Annotated in this window: 15 protein-coding genes; 1 reads left to right on the forward strand and 14 read right to left on the reverse strand. The window is 64.9% G+C overall.

All coding sequences use genetic code 11. The annotated features are described in order from the left end of the window. Positions 1–67: 67 nt before the first annotated feature. The 10 genes from era to ACFPK0_RS14580 form a co-directional block, all read right to left on the reverse strand. Complete coding sequence (gene era / locus ACFPK0_RS14535; RefSeq protein WP_377341786.1) at positions 68–997, reverse strand: GTPase Era; 930 nt, start codon at positions 995–997, stop codon at positions 68–70. A 121-nt stretch (positions 998–1118) separates the two neighbouring features. Further along, complete coding sequence (rnc, locus tag ACFPK0_RS14540) at positions 1119–1778, reverse strand: ribonuclease III (protein WP_377341788.1); 660 nt, start codon at positions 1776–1778, stop codon at positions 1119–1121. 16 nt (positions 1779–1794) lie between these two features. Then, entirely contained in the window at positions 1795–2181 is a 387-nt protein-coding gene (locus tag ACFPK0_RS14545) for a DUF4845 domain-containing protein (RefSeq protein ID WP_056078581.1), read from the reverse strand. 128 nt (positions 2182–2309) lie between these two features. Beyond that, positions 2310–3209, reverse strand: coding sequence for a signal peptidase I (lepB, locus tag ACFPK0_RS14550; protein WP_056078578.1), 900 nt, complete (start codon positions 3207–3209; stop codon positions 2310–2312). Positions 3210–3310: 101 nt separating this feature from the next. Then, on the reverse strand, positions 3311–5104 hold the full coding sequence (gene lepA / locus ACFPK0_RS14555) for a translation elongation factor 4 (protein ID WP_056080845.1): 1794 nt from the start codon (positions 5102–5104) through the stop codon (positions 3311–3313). Between the two features lie 183 nt (positions 5105–5287). After that, the gene (locus tag ACFPK0_RS14560) at positions 5288–6745 is read right to left on the reverse strand and encodes a Do family serine endopeptidase (RefSeq protein WP_377341791.1); all 1458 of its coding nucleotides are present in this window, start codon (positions 6743–6745) and stop codon (positions 5288–5290) included. Positions 6746–6886: 141 nt separating this feature from the next. Next, on the reverse strand, positions 6887–7555 hold the full coding sequence (locus tag ACFPK0_RS14565; protein WP_377341793.1) for a sigma-E factor negative regulatory protein: 669 nt from the start codon (positions 7553–7555) through the stop codon (positions 6887–6889). Then, entirely contained in the window at positions 7552–8145 is a 594-nt protein-coding gene (gene rpoE / locus ACFPK0_RS14570) for an RNA polymerase sigma factor RpoE (protein WP_200945315.1), read from the reverse strand. Before rpoE ends, ACFPK0_RS14565 begins: the two co-directional genes overlap by 4 nt. Positions 8146–8312: 167 nt before the next feature. Continuing rightward, positions 8313–10871 carry a bifunctional diguanylate cyclase/phosphodiesterase gene (locus ACFPK0_RS14575; protein ID WP_056078569.1) on the reverse strand — a complete coding sequence of 853 codons (2559 nt, stop codon included), beginning with the start codon at positions 10869–10871 and terminating at the stop codon, positions 8313–8315. Between the two features lie 10 nt (positions 10872–10881). Beyond that, positions 10882–11364: a mutator mutT family protein gene (locus ACFPK0_RS14580; RefSeq protein ID WP_235577482.1), complete on the reverse strand. Its 483-nt coding sequence runs from the start codon at positions 11362–11364 to the stop codon at positions 10882–10884. Between the two features lie 291 nt (positions 11365–11655). Between ACFPK0_RS14580 and ACFPK0_RS14585 the strand changes: the two genes are divergently transcribed. Then, a complete protein-coding gene (locus tag ACFPK0_RS14585; RefSeq protein ID WP_377341796.1) occupies positions 11656–13734 on the forward strand; it encodes a 3-hydroxyacyl-CoA dehydrogenase NAD-binding domain-containing protein in 2079 nt (692 codons plus the stop codon). Positions 13735–13775: 41 nt separating this feature from the next. Here the strand turns inward: ACFPK0_RS14585 and ACFPK0_RS14590 are convergent, their stop codons facing one another. The 4 genes from ACFPK0_RS14590 to ACFPK0_RS14605 all read right to left on the reverse strand — a co-directional run bounded on the left by ACFPK0_RS14590 (position 13776) and on the right by ACFPK0_RS14605 (position 16808). Beyond that, positions 13776–14339 (reverse strand): DUF2058 domain-containing protein, encoded by a 564-nt coding sequence (locus ACFPK0_RS14590; protein ID WP_377341798.1) that lies wholly within the window; start codon positions 14337–14339, stop codon positions 13776–13778. 21 nt (positions 14340–14360) lie between these two features. After that, positions 14361–14579 (reverse strand): SlyX family protein, encoded by a 219-nt coding sequence (locus ACFPK0_RS14595; RefSeq protein WP_056078561.1) that lies wholly within the window; start codon positions 14577–14579, stop codon positions 14361–14363. Beyond that, on the reverse strand, positions 14576–15919 hold the full coding sequence (locus ACFPK0_RS14600) for a UDP-glucose dehydrogenase family protein (RefSeq protein WP_377341800.1): 1344 nt from the start codon (positions 15917–15919) through the stop codon (positions 14576–14578). Before ACFPK0_RS14600 ends, ACFPK0_RS14595 begins: the two co-directional genes overlap by 4 nt. 136 nt (positions 15920–16055) lie before the next feature. After that, complete coding sequence (locus ACFPK0_RS14605) at positions 16056–16808, reverse strand: FKBP-type peptidyl-prolyl cis-trans isomerase N-terminal domain-containing protein (RefSeq protein WP_377341802.1); 753 nt, start codon at positions 16806–16808, stop codon at positions 16056–16058. Between the last annotated feature and the right edge of the window lie 101 nt (positions 16809–16909).

A 16909-nucleotide genomic window follows, 5' to 3' on the forward strand; every position in this document is an offset into this window, starting at 1 on the left:
TGGAGAATAGGGAATCGTTAGAGCAAAGCTTTTCCCATTCCCTATTCTCCATTCCCGATTCCCGGCCTCAATCGGTATACCCGAACTTGCGCAGCATGTTGTCGTCGTCGACCCAGCCTTCGCGCACCTTCACCCACAGCTTCAGGAACACCTTGCGTTCGAACATGCGCTCCATGTGGCGGCGGGCGCTGCTGCCGATGGATTTGAGCTGGGCGCCGCCGTTGCCGATCACGATGGCTTTCTGGCCGTCGCGTTCGACCCAGATGATGGCGTGGATTTCGGCGATGCCGTCGGGGCGATCCTCGAACCGTTCGATCTCCACCGTGGTGGCGTACGGCAGCTCCTGATCCAGCCGCAGCATCAACTGCTCGCGCACCATTTCGGCCGCCAGGAAGCGTTCGCTGCGGTCGGTGACCTCATCCTCGCCGTACACCGGCGGCTGGATCGGCAGGCGTTTCAGGATGGCCTGCTCCAGCTCCTTCAGGCCCTGCTCCTTCAGCGCGCTGACGTAATGGATCTCGTCGTAAGTGTGCTTGGCCACCAGCTCGGCCACGAACGGCAGCATCACCGTCTTGTCCTTGTTGAGGTCGACTTTGTTGATCACCAGCAGCCGCGGCGTGGTTTGCTCGACCAGCGCGGCGTACAGCGCTTCGTCCTCGTCGGTCCAGCGGCCGGCTTCGATCAGTTGCACCACCAGGTCGACATCGCTGATCGCCGAGCGCGCGGCGCGGTTCAAGCTGCGGTTCATGGCGCGCTTGGCACCGCGATGCAGGCCCGGCGTGTCCACGTACATGATCTGGCCCGCCTCGGTGGTGTTGATGCCGAGGATGCGGTGGCGGGTGGTCTGCGGCCGCGGGCTGATGATGGATAGCCGAAAGCCGATCAACGCGTTGAGCAAGGTGGACTTGCCCACGTTCGGCCGGCCGGCCAGGGCCACCGTGCCGCAGCGATAATTCTCGTGCGGCAGGTCGGCGGCGGGATCCAGTTCGTGGTTCATGACAGAGTGCTCGGCAAGTTGGACGGCAAGTGTAATGCCTTGTCGCCAAAGGAAATGGCAGCCGCCGCCACGCGATGGTGCGGCGGTGGAGCGGATTCCGGGGGGATGGTGAAAACGCGGATCAGGCTTTGCGCTGCCCATCCAGCAATTGCGCCAGCACGATCTCGGCGGCGTCCTGCTCGGCGCCGCGACGGCTGGGGCCGGTGGTTTCGGCAACCAATGCCATCGGCTCGCTGACGCTGCAGCGGATATCGAAGGTTTTGGCGTGGTCTTCGCCGTGGCTGGCGACGAGCTCGTAATTCGGCAGCGGCCAACCGCCGGCCTGCAGCCATTCCTGCAGGCGTGTCTTGGCGTCCTTGGATGACCGGCGCAAGGCCGCGATGCGTTCACCGAAGAGACCACGCACGGTTTCACGGCATGCGTCGAAACCGCCGTCCATGTACACGGCAGCCACCATCGCCTCGAACGCATCGGCAAGGATCGACTCGCGGCGGAAGCCGCCCGTCTTCAACTCGCCGGTGCCCAGCTTCAACTCGTCGCCCAACGACAATTCACGCGCCACCACGGCCAACGCCTGGCCGCTGACCAGTTGCGCACGCAACCGCGACAGCTCGCCTTCGCTGGCCTTGGGGTGCGCCTCGAACAGCATTTCGGCGACGATCGCACCCAGCAAGGCGTCGCCCAGAAACTCCAGCCGCTCGTTGTTGGGCTTGCCCATGCTGCGATGGGTCAACGCCAACTCGGCCAGCGAACGATCGCGAAAACGGTAATTGAATTCCAAGGGATGCGCTGGCCGGTTACTGGTTCGGATTGCCCTGCAGCGGCACGCTCTTGTCGAAGTGCAGCAGGAAATCGATGTTGTACATGAATGGCACGACCTTCTCGTAGGCCACCCGCAACTGGGTCGGGCCGCCGTCGCGGTCGCGCACCAGGGTGATGTCGGACGGCTGGATGGTGGCGTCGTCGACGTACTGGAAGTTCATCTTGAACATCAGTTCGCGGCGAAGGTCGTCCAGCGATTTGCCATCGACGCCAGAGGTGGAGATCTGCGTCATCGCCTTCTCCACGCCCATGTACTCGCTGTACGACGGTGCCAGCCGCATCGCCATGTAACCCAGAAAGCCCACCACGGCCAGAATCACCAGGAACCCGATCAGGGTGATGCCCGATTGCCTCGATTTCATAGTCCCCTCGCTATGCCGCCTGCGCGGCTTGCCTGCCCGATATGCCAGTCCGAAACCCCAATGCTCGCCGGGATCGGCGATGCCGGCGAATTCTCGCACCAATGGCACGTCCGAATCCGGGGCACCGATCAATGAATGACCGTGCCGATACGGGAAAAGTCCACGCCACCGGTACCCCAGCCCTTCCAGCTCATCCAGATCAGGAACGCCTTGCCGGCCAGGTTCTTCTCCGGCATGCAGCCCCACCAGCGGCTGTCCTCGCTGTTGTTGCGATTGTCACCCATCACCACGTAGCAACCTTCCGGCACCTTCGAGGGCACCTTGGCGTTGGGGATCGGGTTGGGAATGTTGTAGGCCGGCATGCGCGCGATCATGTGGTTGACCTTGCCCAGGTGCTCCTTCCAGACGGTGGCGCCCATGTCCAGCATCAGGCGGTCCTCCGCGCGCTGCGGGTTGCCCGTGTACGGGCCGATCTCCTCGGCCTGCACCGGCTTGCCGTTGATCAGCAGATCGGCGCCATGCACTTCGATGGAGTCGCCCGGCAGGCCCACCACGCGCTTGATCCAGTTCTGGCTGGGCACCTTCGCGTGGGGATCGCTGCAGCCCGGATCGCCGCTGCGGATCAGCTTGCCGGTGCCGTCGTCACACAGGAAACCGGGGAAGCGGAACACCACCACATCACCACGTTGCGGCTCGCCCAGGTCCACGACCTTGTTGTTGAACGCAGGCAGGCGCAGGCCGTAGGCAAACTTGTTGACCAGGATGAAATCGCCCACATCCAGCGTGGGCATCATCGAGCCGGACGGAATCCGGAACGGCTCGGCCACGAACGTGCGCAGCAGCAACACCACCAGCACCACCGGGAACAGCGAGCGCGCCCAGTCCACCGGTACCGGGTCGCTGTATTCCGTACCCGCGGCATCGAGCCGCGCCTTGCGCTGCTTGTACAAAAACAGCCGATCAAGCCCCCACACCACGCCAAACAGGACGGTGAGGCCGAGCAGGATCGCCGAGAAATCAAATTCCATGTGGGGCTCCTTGGGGAGCCGGGAATCGGGAATCGGGAATCGGGAATCGGAGCGGCAAGCTCTTGCGATTCCCGATTCCCGATTCTCCATTCCCGACCAAACTATTTATCCACTTTCAGCACGGCAAGGAAAGCTTCCTGCGGAATGTCCACCCGCCCGACCTGCTTCATGCGCTTTTTGCCTTCTTTCTGCTTTTCCAGCAATTTCTTCTTGCGGCTGACGTCGCCACCGTAGCATTTGGCCAGCACGTTCTTGCGAAGCGCCTTGACGGTGGAGCGCGCAATGATCTGCGCGCCGACGGCCGCCTGGATCGCCACGTCGAACTGCTGGCGGGGGATCAGGTCCTTCATCCGCTCGACCAGCTCGCGGCCTTTGCGGTCGGCATGGCTGCGATGCAGGATCAGGCTCAGCGCATCGACACGATCGCCGTTGATCAGCACATCGGTGCGCACGAAGGGACCGGCCTCGAAACGCTCGAACTGATAGTCCATCGAGGCGTAGCCGCGCGAGACGGACTTCAGCCGGTCGAAGAAATCCATCACCACTTCGGCCAGCGGCAACTCGTAGCTGATCTGCACCTGGGTGGCCAGGTACTGGATCGAGCGCTGCACGCCGCGCTTTTCCTCGCACAGGGTGATCACGTTGCCGATGTAGTCGGGCGGGGTGAGGATGTTGGCCACGATGATCGGCTCGCGGATTTCCTGGATCAGGCTGGTGTTGGTGGGCAGCTTGGCCGGGTTGTCCAGCAGCATCGTGGTGCCGTCGCTTTTCAGCACTTCGTAGACCACGGTGGGCGCGGTGGTGATCAGGTCCAGGTCGTATTCGCGCTCCAGCCGCTCCTGCACGATTTCCATGTGCAGCATGCCGAGGAAGCCGCAGCGGAAACCGAAGCCCATCGCCTCGGACGACTCGGGCTCGAAGAACATCGCCGCGTCGTTCAGGCGCAATTTGTCCAGCGCCTCGCGCAGCGCGGGGTAGTCATCCGACGACACGGGAAACAGGCCGGCGAACACGCGCGGCTGCATGTGCTGGAAACCGGGCAATGCCTTGTCAGCGGGCTTGCCGGCATGGGTCAGGGTGTCGCCCACCGGCGCGCCGTGCACGTCCTTGATCGAGGCGTTGATCCAGCCCACCTCACCGGCACCCAGCTTGGCCAGCTTCTTGCGCTTGGGCGTGAACACACCGACCTCGCCCACTTCGTGGCTACGCCCCGTGGACATCACCAGCAGCTTGTCGCCGGGCTTGATCTCGCCCTGCATCACGCGCACCAGCGACACCACGCCCAGGTAGTTGTCGAACCAGGAGTCGATGATCAGCGCCTGCAGCCGATCGGTGTCGCGCGGCTTGGGTGGCGGGATGCGGGCGATGATCGCCTCCAGCACCTCAACCACATTGAGCCCCGTCTTGGCGCTGACCGCCACCGCGTCCGTGGCGTCGATGCCGATGACAGCCTCGATCTCGCCCTTCACCTTTTCCACGTCGGCCGTGGGCAGGTCGATCTTGTTCAGCACCGGAATCACTTCCAGCCCCTGCTCCACCGCGGTGTAGCAGTTGGCCACCGACTGCGCCTCGACGCCCTGCGCCGCATCGACCACCAGCAGCGCGCCCTCGCACGCCGCCAGCGAGCGGCTGACTTCGTAGGAGAAATCGACGTGGCCCGGCGTGTCGATGAAATTCAACTGATAGGTTTTGCCATCCCGCGCGGTGTACGGCAGCGATACCGATTGTGCCTTGATGGTGATGCCGCGTTCGCGTTCGATCGGGTTGTTGTCCAGCACCTGGGCTTCCATCTCGCGGTCGGCCAGGCCGCCACAGAGATGGATGATGCGATCGGCCAGCGTCGACTTGCCGTGATCGATGTGGGCAATGATGGAGAAGTTGCGAATCAATTCCATGGAACGCTGCTGGCCTGCCGAACGAGGGGATTTGTCGCCATGCGGGGAGCGCAGGCGCGCGTCGCCGGTATGGCGGCGCGAACCCGGCATTATCGCATGGAACCGGCATCTGCCAGCGTGGAAAACGCGACGGGCGCCACCGGTCGGATGGCGCCCGCGCGTGAAAGCGGTGGAACGTGGCGCTTATTTCCCGTCGGGCACGGTCAACCCCACGAAGTTGCTCTGCTCGCCGCGACGCACCAGCAGCAAGGCCGTGCTGCCGGGCTTCACGTCCTTGGTGGCGTCATGGAATTCGCCAACCGTGCCGATCCGTTTCTGGTTGACCATCAGGATGACGTCACCCGCACGCAACCCGGCCTGCGCCGCCACCGGACCGGTAATCTCGCCGATCACCACGCCCTGCCCCGACTTCAGCCCCAATTGCTTGCGGGTGTCGTTGTCCAGCGGCTGTACGGTCAGGCCCAGTGCCGCCGAGCCACTGCTGGCGGACGACGGGCCGCCAGTGCTTGCACCTACCGCGTTCTTGTCGCGCTCGGCCTCGCTGATGGTGACCTTGAGCGTCTGCCTCTTGCCGTTGCGCAGGATCTCCATCGGAACCGTGGTGCCTGGCTTGGTCATGCCGACCAGCGGTGGCAGATCAGCAGCCTGCTGCAGCACGTGGCCGTTGTACGTCAGGATGATGTCGCCAGGCTGCACGCCGGCCTTCTCCGCGCCACTGTCGGGCGTCACCGCCGCCACCGCCGCGCCAACGCCGTTGTCCAGCTTTAACGCCTTGACCATGTCGTCGTCGACCCGCTGCACCATCACGCCCAGCATGCCGCGCGACACGTAGCCCTTGCTCTTGATCTGCTGCACGGCGTTCATCGCCACGTCGATCGGGATCGAGAACGACACACCCAGGTAGTCACCGGTGTTGGAATAGATCTGCGAGTTCACACCCACTACGGCGCCGGCGAGATCGAACAGCGGGCCGCCGGAATTGCCGCGGTTGATCGGCACGTCGGTCTGGATGAACGAGGTGTACGGCTGGTCGCGCTGGCCCAGGTTGCGGCCCACTGCGCTGACGATGCCTTGCGTCACGGTGTAGTCGAAGCCGAACGGCGAGCCGATCGCCAGCACCCACTGGCCGGGCTTCAAGCTGCGCGAATCACCGATGTTCACCGTCGGCAACTTGCCGCCCGCGTCGACCTTCAGCAGCGCGATGTCATACGTCGGATCGGTGCCGACGACCTTGGCGGTCAGCGTGCGCCGGTCCTGCAATCGCACATTGACCTTGTCCGCGCCTTCAACCACATGGTTGTTGGTGAGGATGTAGCCATCGCCGGAAATGATGAAGCCCGAGCCCAGCGAGGTATGCCGTTGCTCCTGCGGCGACGGCATCATCGGCATGCCGAAGAAGCGCCGGAACAATTCGGCCTGCGGATCATCTGCCTGGCCCGGGCCCGGCACCACGCCACGGCGGCGATCATTCGCGCCAGTGTATTTCGCCTCGACATGCACCACGGCGGGTGCATTCCTTTCAACGATCCCGGTGAAATCAGGCAGGCCCGCAGCAGCGGCCGGTTGCGCCTGCACCGCGAAGAACGCGGGAAAGCCGGTCAGCGCGAGGCACGCGACAACGCGCAAGATGGATCGATTCATGATTCCTCCTTGGGAGTGGGCAAACAGCTGGATACGCGACCGGTCGGGGCATGACCGGTCGCCAGCAACCGCGTCGGCCGGATCACGAACCGGCGACGCGTGAAAACAGGAAGTCCGCGGAGAGCAACACGCGGGCACCGGTCAGCGCGGGAATGCGCGACTGTTCGCGGTATCGCGCTGTTGCTGCGGATCGAGCAACAGCAGATAGCTGCCGTCGTGGTTGTCGAGCGTGCGGTAGCGATGCATCGGCGTCCCGTCGCGGGCATATGGCACCAGATTGCCGTCGCCGGGCACACCCAGCGTGGCCGACGCGCGCTGGCTGTACAACTCGGCCGAGTTGCCGCTCAACCACGGTGGAACCGTGGCCGGCACCGCCGAGGACGGCAGCGCGGCATGCTCGGACGATGTGGTCACGCCCGCCGAATCGACCGCGGCGGTTTCGACGCGACCCGTTTCACCCGCCGGTTGCACCAGCAGCAATGCGGCCACCGCCACACTGGCGGCTATGGCGCCGCCGGCCGACCAATGCAGCCAATGGCGGCGTGCGCCTGCCGCCGGTACCACCGAAACCGCGGCCGATTCTCGCTCGACGGCCCGCATGACACGCGCGGCAAAGCCGGCCGACGCCAGCGGCGGCATTTGCCGCCGGACGCCATCGCCGGCCAGGTGATACCGCGACCACGCCTGCGACAACGCGGCGTCATGGTCGAGGCGACGCAGCAGAAAGCGCAGCTCCTCCGCCGACAATTCGCCATCAATGGCGGCCGAGAGTTGCTCGCGGTGTTCCGGGTTCATGCCTGCCTGATTCATGTCTGGTCCTCGCGGTCCGACAACAGTGGCCGCAGTTTTTCATCGATCGCTTCACGTGCCCGAAATATGCGTGACCGCACCGTACCGATCGGACAGCCCATCGCCTCGGCGATTTCCTCGTAGCTGAGGCCATCCACTTCACGCAGTGTTATGGCGGTACGCAGCTCTTCGGGCAACGCTTGGACAGTGGAGAACACCGATTGTTCAATTTCCTGGCGCATCATTTCGCGCTCGGGCGTGGCGTTGTCGTGCATGCGCTGGGAGCCGGCCATGAACACCGCGTCATCGGCATCGATGTCGTCAGTGGGCGGTCGCCGGCCGGCGGCCACCAAGTGGTTCTTGGCGGTGTTCACCGCGATCTTGTACAGCCAGGTGTAGAACGCGCTGTCGCCGCGAAACGAGCCGATGGCGCGCCAGGCGCGGATGAACGCTTCCTGGGCGATGTCCTCGCATTCGGCATGGCTGCGCACGTAACGCGATACCAGCCCGATCAGCTTGTGCTGGTATTTGCGCACCAGCAGATCGAAGGCGGCCTTGTCCCCTTTCTGGACGCGCTCAACCAGCGCCTTGTCCAGTTCGTTTTCGCCCATGCGGGCCGTATCCATCATCAATGCCGTCATCCGCTGCGAAACTGTAGGAGCCGAACGCGCAGCTCAGACCGACGCCCGCCGCACAAGTTCAGCTTGCGCGCCGCACAGTGTAATGTCGCGCGCCGGATTGATTGTGGAAAAAACGTTGGCCCCCGCCATCCGTCCGTTCAGGCGGGCTCGGTGGCTCGCGTGCTCAGCAGCCGCTGCCGCTCGGCCAGCAGGTTGCCGAAGCTGACCGGCGTGGCCGGCCGGCAGAAAAGGTAGCCTTGCAACTCGTCGCAACCGTGGGCACGCAGGAATTCCAGGTGCTGCTCGATCTCCACGCCCTCGGCCACCACGGCACGCTTCAGCCGGTGCGCCATTTCGATGGTGGCGCGCACGATCGCCTCGTCATCCGGGTCGACGCCGATGTTGCGCACGAAGCTCTGGTCGATCTTGATCCGGTCGGCGGGCAGGCGTCGCAGGTAGTCGAGCGAAGCGGCTCCTGTACCGAAGTCGTCGATGGCGATGTGGCAGCCCAGCTCATGCAGGCCGTGCAGGTTTTCCACCAGGTTCGGCGCTTCCTTGATGCTGATGCTCTCGGTGACCTCCATCTCCAGCAGGTCGGGATCGAGCCCGGTATCCATCAGCACTTTCGCCACCGTGTCGAGCAGGCGCGGCTCCATCAACTGCACCGCCGAGAGGTTGACGCCAAGGCGCAGGCGCAAGCCGTAGCGCTCCTCCCACTCCCGTGCCTGGCGGCAGGCGGTGCGCATCACCCACTCGCCGATCGACACGATCAGGCCCGTTTCCTCGGCCAGTGGAATGAACACCGCGGGGCTGATGGTGCCAAGCTCCGGGTGCTCCCAGCGCAGCAGCGCCTCCATGCCGACGATGTCCTCGGTCTCGGTGTTCACCTGCGGCTGGTAGACCACGCGCAGCTCGCCGTTGCCCTCGGCGTGGCGCAGGCGCGTCTTCAGCGCCATGCCGTGCTCCTGCGCGTATTCCGGGCTGACTTCGTAGATCTGGAAGTTGTTGCGGCCCAGGTGCTTGGCTGCGTACATCGCCTCGTCCGCGTGCTTGAGCAGGGTCTCGGCGTCGCTGGCGTCGTCCGGGAAAAAGCTCACGCCCATCGAAACGGTAATCTGCAGCTCGGTGCCGTCGTCGAGGTACAGCGGCGTCTCCATCACCTGCACGATCTTCTCCGCCACGCGCAGCACGTCATCGTTCTTCACGATGTGGCGCAGCACCACGGTGAACTCGTCGCCGGCATAGCGCGCCACCGTATCGGACGCGCGCACGCTGCCGCACAGGCGCCGCGATACCGAGCGAAGCACGGCATCGCCGGCGGCATGGCCGTGACTGTCGTTGACGGCCTTGAAGCGGTCCAGATCCACGAACAGCACGGCGAAGCATTCGCCGTTGCGAACCGCCTCGCGGATGATGGTTTCCAGTCGGTCGTTGAACAGCAAGCGGTTCGGCAGACCGGTGAGCGCGTCGAGCAGACCTTCGCTGCGGCCCTGCTCGCGAGTCAGTCCGAGCTCCAGCATTTGCGCGAACCGCGCCGCGGCACAATGCAGTACGGGTTCGACGATGCCCGCCGCGCCAAAGCCACGACGACTGCCGGCCAGCATGGCACCCAGCACGGTATGCCGCTCGTCGTACAGCGGCATGCCGGCGAAGTCGGTCAGGCCCAGCACCTGCAGCAGTGGATCGTTGGCCACCTGGCTGCGCGCATCGTGCCTGTAGTTCACCGTGCCGCCGGCCAATACCTGGGCCAGCGAAGGCTGCGCCGCAGGCGGCGGCCAGCTTGGTTCGGGGCCGTTCCACAACTGTAGTTGCTGCACCGGTATGCCGGCGCTCCCGGAAGGCAACGACCAGACCGCGAGGTAATCGAGGCCGAGTTCATCGAACAGCAAACGCGCCGCCGCCGTTTGCGCATCGACGCCATTGGTCGAGGCAAACATGCGCGACAGCAACGACAGCGCCGCCTCGGCGCGCAGATCCGCGCGATCGCTGCGGAAAATCAACGCCACCGCATCGTGCCCGTCGTGGCTTACCAGCCGCGCGTTTGCCTGCCCGGTATCGCTGCCTTCGGCCGAACGGCGCTGGCAGGGATACCAGCGTCGATTGGCCTCGGTGATCACCTGCTCGATCGTCACGCCCTCGAAGGAAAGCACCTGCGACAGCGGGCGTGCCTTCCAATGATCAGCCGGCAGGCGGCTATGCCGGATCACGGCGGAACTGACTTCGAGCAGCGGGCAGGTGGCAGACAACTCGGCGATCAGCCATTCGCTGTCGTCTTCCTGGAACGCATAACGGTCGCCAGCCGGTGCCGGCAGCGGCACCTGCGGCAACGCCGGCAAGGGCGCGCCAGCAAGGGCGCTGGCCCGGCGCCAGCGCGGCAACAGTTCCGCGGTAACGCGCGAGGCGTGCAACCAGTCCACGGTGCCAGCCGGCCAATGATCGGGATGGAGCGGTGCCTCGTCGGTCGTTATCACCATCAAGGGCACGTCGAGGGTCGCCGGCAGTTGGCGCAGCTGCCCGCAAGAGGCGCGGCCCTGCACGCCATCACCCTTGATGACGACCACCATCAACTGCAAGGGCGGGCGCCCCTCCAGCAGGATGGCCGCATGGGTGATGTCGCGTGCACTGTAGATCTGCGCGTAGCCCGCCTGGTCGAGCGCGTCGAACACCAGCCGGCGCAGCTCGCGCTGCTCGGCCACGATCAGGACACCGGCCATCATGCGCAAGCCCTCATATGAGCCAGCGACCATCGCGAAGACGCAGCCGACGCGGTGAGCTGTCGTCGCTGCGCAGGTGCACCGCCAGCGTACCCAGGTGCTCGGCCAGCGCGGGTGGCGCGTTCACCAGCACCACGCGACGCAGGTGGCCCTGCGGCATGCGTGCCAGTTGACGCAGCAAGGTGTCGTCCATCGCCGAGAGCGGCAACTCCAGGCCAACCAGCACGTACACGCCGAAATGCAGGCTTTGCTGCATGAAACGCAGCGCATTGCCCAGGCGCTGGCAATCGGGAACGCGCACGTGCGCATCACGCATACTGCCCAGGCCGGTGTCCGGCTGCCACAGGTAGACCGCCTGCCCGGTGTGGCGGGCGATCGAGCGGAACTGTTCGAGCAAGCCCGGGCAATCCTCGCTCTGCAGCAGCACCAGGCCGCTGGACGCGCCGAGGATCTGTTCGAACACCTCGGTGCCAGCCTGCGACGATGCAGTATCCATCGGCAAGATCATTGTGCCCACAGCATGCGTCTCGTCATTGATATCCCCGCCGGTGCGGCAACCAGGTCCTCCGCAAGTCTAGCCCGGTGCGCGCGCCATCGCCCAGCCACCGCACGCACTTTTTTGGATCCGTGCCGACGACAGCCGCCGCCAAAAAATTAACGTTTGACCGATCCCGCGTTCGCCCTCGCCCCTTCGTCCGGCGATGCCCGAATCGACGGGGGATGAGTCTCGCATTCACGGCGATGGAACGGTAAGGTTCGACATTCCCAAACCACGTCTGCAGATCCCATGTTCGAAGGATTACGCTTCAATCATTGGAAAGCCAACGAGGACGACAGCGGCATCGTCACCCTCGCCCTCGACCGCGCCGGCAGCAGCGTCAACGCCATTTCGGGTGCCGTGCTGGACGAGCTGGGGCAGATCGTCGAACGGCTGGCGATCGAGAACCCGGCCGGGGTGATCATTCATTCCGCCAAGCCCGCCGGCTTCGCCGTCGGTGCGGACATTACCGAGTTCAAGGATTACGCCCGGCGCGGCACGGTGCTGGAGAACATCGAGAACGGCCAGCGGATCTATGAAGCGCTGGCGCGCCTGCCCTGCCCCACGGTGGCGGCCGTGCACGGCGCCTGCATGGGCGGCGGCACCGAACTGATTCTGGCCTGCCGCCAGCGCATCGCCGTCGACGACGAAAAAACCCGCATCGCGCTGCCCGAAGTGCAACTCGGCATCCATCCCGGCTGGGGCGGCACCGCGCGCTTGCCGCGGCTGATCGGCGCGACCGACGCCTTGCCGCTGATGCTGACAGGCAAACCCTTGTCCGCCCGACGCGCCCTGAACCTGGGCGTGGTCGATCGCCTGGCCAGTGCCGACGAATTGCTGGCCGAGGCGCGTCACATGGTGCGTCGCCCCTCCGCTCGCCCGCTGGCACGACGCGCCAAGGCCTGGGCCAGCAACCTATGGCCCGTGCGCCAGATCCTGGCGCCGATGGTGCTGAAGCAGACGGCCGCGAAAGTGCGCAAGGAGCACTACCCCGCGCCGTTCGCCTTGATCGATGTATGGAAGCGTGGTGGGCCAGATATCCGCCAACGGCTGAAGCTGGAGGCACGTTCCGTCGCCAAGCTGGCCGAAACGCCGACGGCGCAAAACCTCATCCGCATCTTTTTCCTCAGCGAACGCCTCAAGAACCAGGGCGCCGGCGTCGAGCACGGCATTGAGCACGTGCACGTGGTGGGCGCGGGCGTGATGGGTGGCGACATCGCCGCGTGGGCGGCGTTGAAGGGCTTCCAGGTGACGCTGCAGGATCGCGAGATGAAATACGTGCAGCCTGCGCTGGACCGCGCCCGTGCGTTGTACGAGAAAAAGCTCAAGACGCCGGAGAAAATCGCCGCGGCCGCGCAGCGCCTGCGCGCCGACGTGGAAGGCAGCGGCGTCGCGCAAGCCGATCTGGCGATCGAGGCCATCTACGAGAACGCCGACGCCAAACGTGCGTTGTACGCCACGATGGAGCCGCAGTTCCAAAGCGATGAAATACTTGCCAGCAACACGTCCAGCATTCCGTTGAATGAGCTGCGTGAAGGGCTGACCGCGCCGCAGCGTTTCCTGGGCCTGCATTTCTTCAACCCGGTCGCGCAGATGCCACTGGTGGAAGTGGTGCGTCACGACCGGCTCGATCCGGCGATCGAGAAGCGCGCGCTGGCGTTCTGCAAGGCGATCGGCAAATTGCCGGTGGCGGTAAAGGGCACGCCGGGCTTCCTGGTCAACCGCATCCTGATGCCGTACCTGCTCGAATCCATGCGCATGTATGCCGAGGGCGTACCCGGCCCGGTGCTGGATCGCGAGGCGAAGAAATTCGGCATGCCAATGGGCCCGATCGAACTGGCCGACACTGTAGGGCTCGATGTCTGCGCCTCGGTCGGCAAGGAGTTGGCGCCGTTCCTCGGGCTGGAACTTCCGCCCGGGCTGGATGACCGGCTCGGCGCCGGCAAGCGCGGAAAGAAGGATGGCCAGGGCCTGTATGTCTGGCAGGACGGCAAGCCGCAAAAACCCGAAGTCGACCCGGATTACGCCACCCCGCCGGACCTGCAGGAGCGCATGATCCTGCCGATGGTGAACGAGGCGATCGCCTGCCTCGACGAGGGTGTGGTCGACGACGCCGACCTGCTCGACGCGGGCGTGATCTTCGGCACCGGCTTCGCGCCGTTCCGCGGCGGCCCGATCCAGTATGCGCGCAGCGAAGGCGTGGACAAGCTCAAGCAGAAGCTGGAGCAATTGGCGCAACGCCACGGCGAACGTTTCATGCCCAAGAAAGGCTGGGACAACCCGGCCCTGGCGGTCAGTGCCAGCGCGGCACTCATGCCCGACGCATAGACTGGATTACCGGCGCGGCGCGCCGGTTGTTCCAGGCCGCTTCACCACATCAGATCGTCGGGCACGCCATCGTCGCCGACACCTGCCGCAGCGGGATCGACCAGCAGCGCCAGTTGCCTCGCGTCTACCGCCTTGACCTGCTCGGCGATGTCGCGGCTTACCAGCACGTAGCGACCACCCTGCTGCACCACGCCCAGCTCGCCCGCATTGAGCGCCGTCAGCTGTGCCGCATCGACGTAGATGCGGCGGATCTTGCCGCCATATTCGAAATTGCGTGGTTGGTCGGCATCCGCCTTGTTGAGCGCGTTCCCCGCCAGCAACTGCTGGACCTTCTGCTTCTGCTCGCGCCGCAGACGCGCCTGTTCTGCTGCCTCCTGCTCGGCACGTTTGCGCTCGCTGGCTTCGGTCTGCGCCCGCATCGCATACGCACGCGCCAGATTGATGCCGTCGGCATCGGTATCGGCGGCAGGTGAGCGGTGGCGTGGCGGCTTCGACGGCCTGCCTTTCTGCGACGGCCTGGCGGATGGGGCAGCGGGGCGTTTTTCTTCGCGTACTTGTTTGACGATGCCGCTTTTCAGCAACTGGTCGCGCAGGGAATCGGCCATGGTCGGAAATCTCGGTCGGTATCAATAATGCGGCGGTGGCGGCTCGCTGTGCGGGTCCGGCGCCTGGCCCAGCCGTACCGACATCAACTCGCCGCGCAGCTCGCGCACCGCACGTTCCAGCGCCGCAATGCGCTGCGACTGATCGGCATCAGCCACCGCAAGCGCCTCGACGGTGTCGTCGATGAAGGTCAGCCGCACTTCCAGCTCGGCCAGCCGCTGCTCCAGCCCGTCGTTGCTCACTTCGCCACCTGCAGGCTGCGCCCGCGACCCATGCCGTAATACGCCAGCCCCGCCGCCTCCACCGCCGCCGGTTCATAGAGGTTGCGCCCGTCAAAAATGGCCGGGGTTTTCAACAGGCCGCGGATGCGCGAAAAATCGGGACTGCGGAACGCCTTCCATTCGGTGACGATGGCCAGTACGTCGGCGCCTTGCAGCGCATCGTAGGCGTGCTCGCACAGGACCAGGTCGTCCCTCTCGCCGTACTGGCGAGCCGTTTCAGCCCGTGCTTCCGGATCAAACGCACGCACCTTGGCACCGACCTGCCACAACGCTTCCATCAGTCGCCGGCTCGGCGCTTCGCGCATGTCGTCCGTATTGGGTTTGAATGCCAAACCCCACAGCGCGATCGTCTTGCCCGCCAACTGGCCATCGAAGTGGCGCGAGATCAACTCGAATAGCTTGGCCTTCTGATCGTGGTTGACCGCCTCGACCGCCGCCAGCAGGCGTGCGTCGTAGCCATAGCTGCGCGCGGTCCGCTCCAGCGCCTGCACGTCCTTGGGGAAACACGAGCCACCGTAACCGGCGCCCGGGTAAATGAAATGGTGACCGATGCGCGGATCGGAGCCGATGCCCTGACGCACGAGTTCCACGTCGGCACCGACCCGCTCGGCAATATTGGCGATCTCATTCATGAAACTGATCTTGGTCGCCAGCATCGCGTTGGCGGCGTACTTGGTCAGCTCGGCCGAACGCTCGTCCATCACCACCATCCGGTCGTGACTGCGGTTGAACGGCGCGTACAAGCTGCGCAACACCGTCACTGCACGCTCGCTTGAAGCGCCGACGATGATGCGGTCGGGTTTCAGGCAATCCTCCACCGCAGCCCCTTCCTTCAGGAACTCGGGGTTGGAAACCACGTCGAAAGGCACCTCGACGCCACGCGATTCCAATACCTGCGAAATGGTGGCGCGCACCCGGTCGGCGGTACCCACGGGAACGGTGGATTTGTTCACCACCACCGCGTACCGGTCGAGATGCGCCCCGATGGTGCGGGCGACGCTCAGCACATATTGAAGGTCGGCGCTGCCGTCCTCGTCCGGCGGCGTCCCCACCGCAATGAAAATGACCTCGCCATGGGCCACGGCGGACACCGCGTCGGTGGTAAAGCCAAGCCGCCCCTCAGCGCCATTGGACCGCACGATGGGCTCCAGGCCCGGCTCGTAGATGGGAACTTCACCGCGCTGAAGGCGCTCGATTTTCGATGCGTCGATATCGACGCATATCACCTGGTTGCCCATTTCCGCGAGGCAGGCGCCCGTTACCAGGCCTACATAGCCGGTGCCAAAAATCGTGACTTTCATCGCAAAGTTAATTCCTTGAAACCGAGCCGACTATTCTAGCCGGCTGCCGACGGCAACGTGACCCTTGTTGCCTCTCGAAAAAAGCAAAGGGCGCGAATCGCTTCGCGCCCTTGCCATGCCGCCATCGCGGAGGCGATCAGCCGCCCGAGGCACCCGAACCGGCCGGCGTCGGGCCGGTCTTGACCAGCGTCACGTCGAAGATCAACGTGGCATTCGGCGGCATCGGCGGACGCGGCTCCGAGCCATAGGCCAGGGTCGAGGGGATGTACAACTTGTAGTGGCCACCCGCCTGCATCAACTGCAGGCCCTCGCGGAAACCGGGGATCACGCCAGCCAGCGGAATCTTGGCGGCGCCCGGCGGGTTGTGCTTGGACGAGGCATCGAACACCTGGCCGTCGATGAAGCTGCCGGTGTAGTTGATCTCGACCGTATCGTTCGGGCCCGGGCGCGGGCCGCTACCCTGGGTGATCACTTCGTACTGCAGGCCGGAAGCCGTGGTCTTCACACCCGGCTTGGACTTGTTCTTGGCCAGGAACGCGGCGCCTTCAGCCTTGTTCTTGGCACCGAGCTTGTCCATTTCGACCTTGTACTTGGCCTGGATCTTGGCCATGAACGCGTCGTGAACCTGCTTGGCCTCGGTGTCGGTCATGGTCGGCTTCTGGCCGAGCATGGCAGCCTTGACGGCGTTGGCAACGGCGGTCGGATCCAGCTCGTCGCGCATGATCGGCGGCACCTGCTCGCCCATCTGGTAGCCAATCACGTAGCTGGCTTTGGCCTTGTCGACCGTGCCGGCGGCGCCGGCGGCAGCCTGAGCGAACACGCTCGACGTCATGCCCAACGCAACGACCAGCGCAGTGGCGGTCAGCGTGGGACGCAGAAATTGCTTCATTCGAAACTCCCTCGTCATGGAATATGCCGGCGTCACCATCCGGGCCTCCCCGATGGAGGCAGGCCACGCATTGTGCGGTTCCTGTCCGGTCTTGGCAACGA

The organism is Rhodanobacter ginsenosidimutans, assembly GCF_042655685.1.
In the GTDB taxonomy this organism is placed as follows: Bacteria; Pseudomonadota; Gammaproteobacteria; order Xanthomonadales; family Rhodanobacteraceae; genus Rhodanobacter; species Rhodanobacter ginsenosidimutans.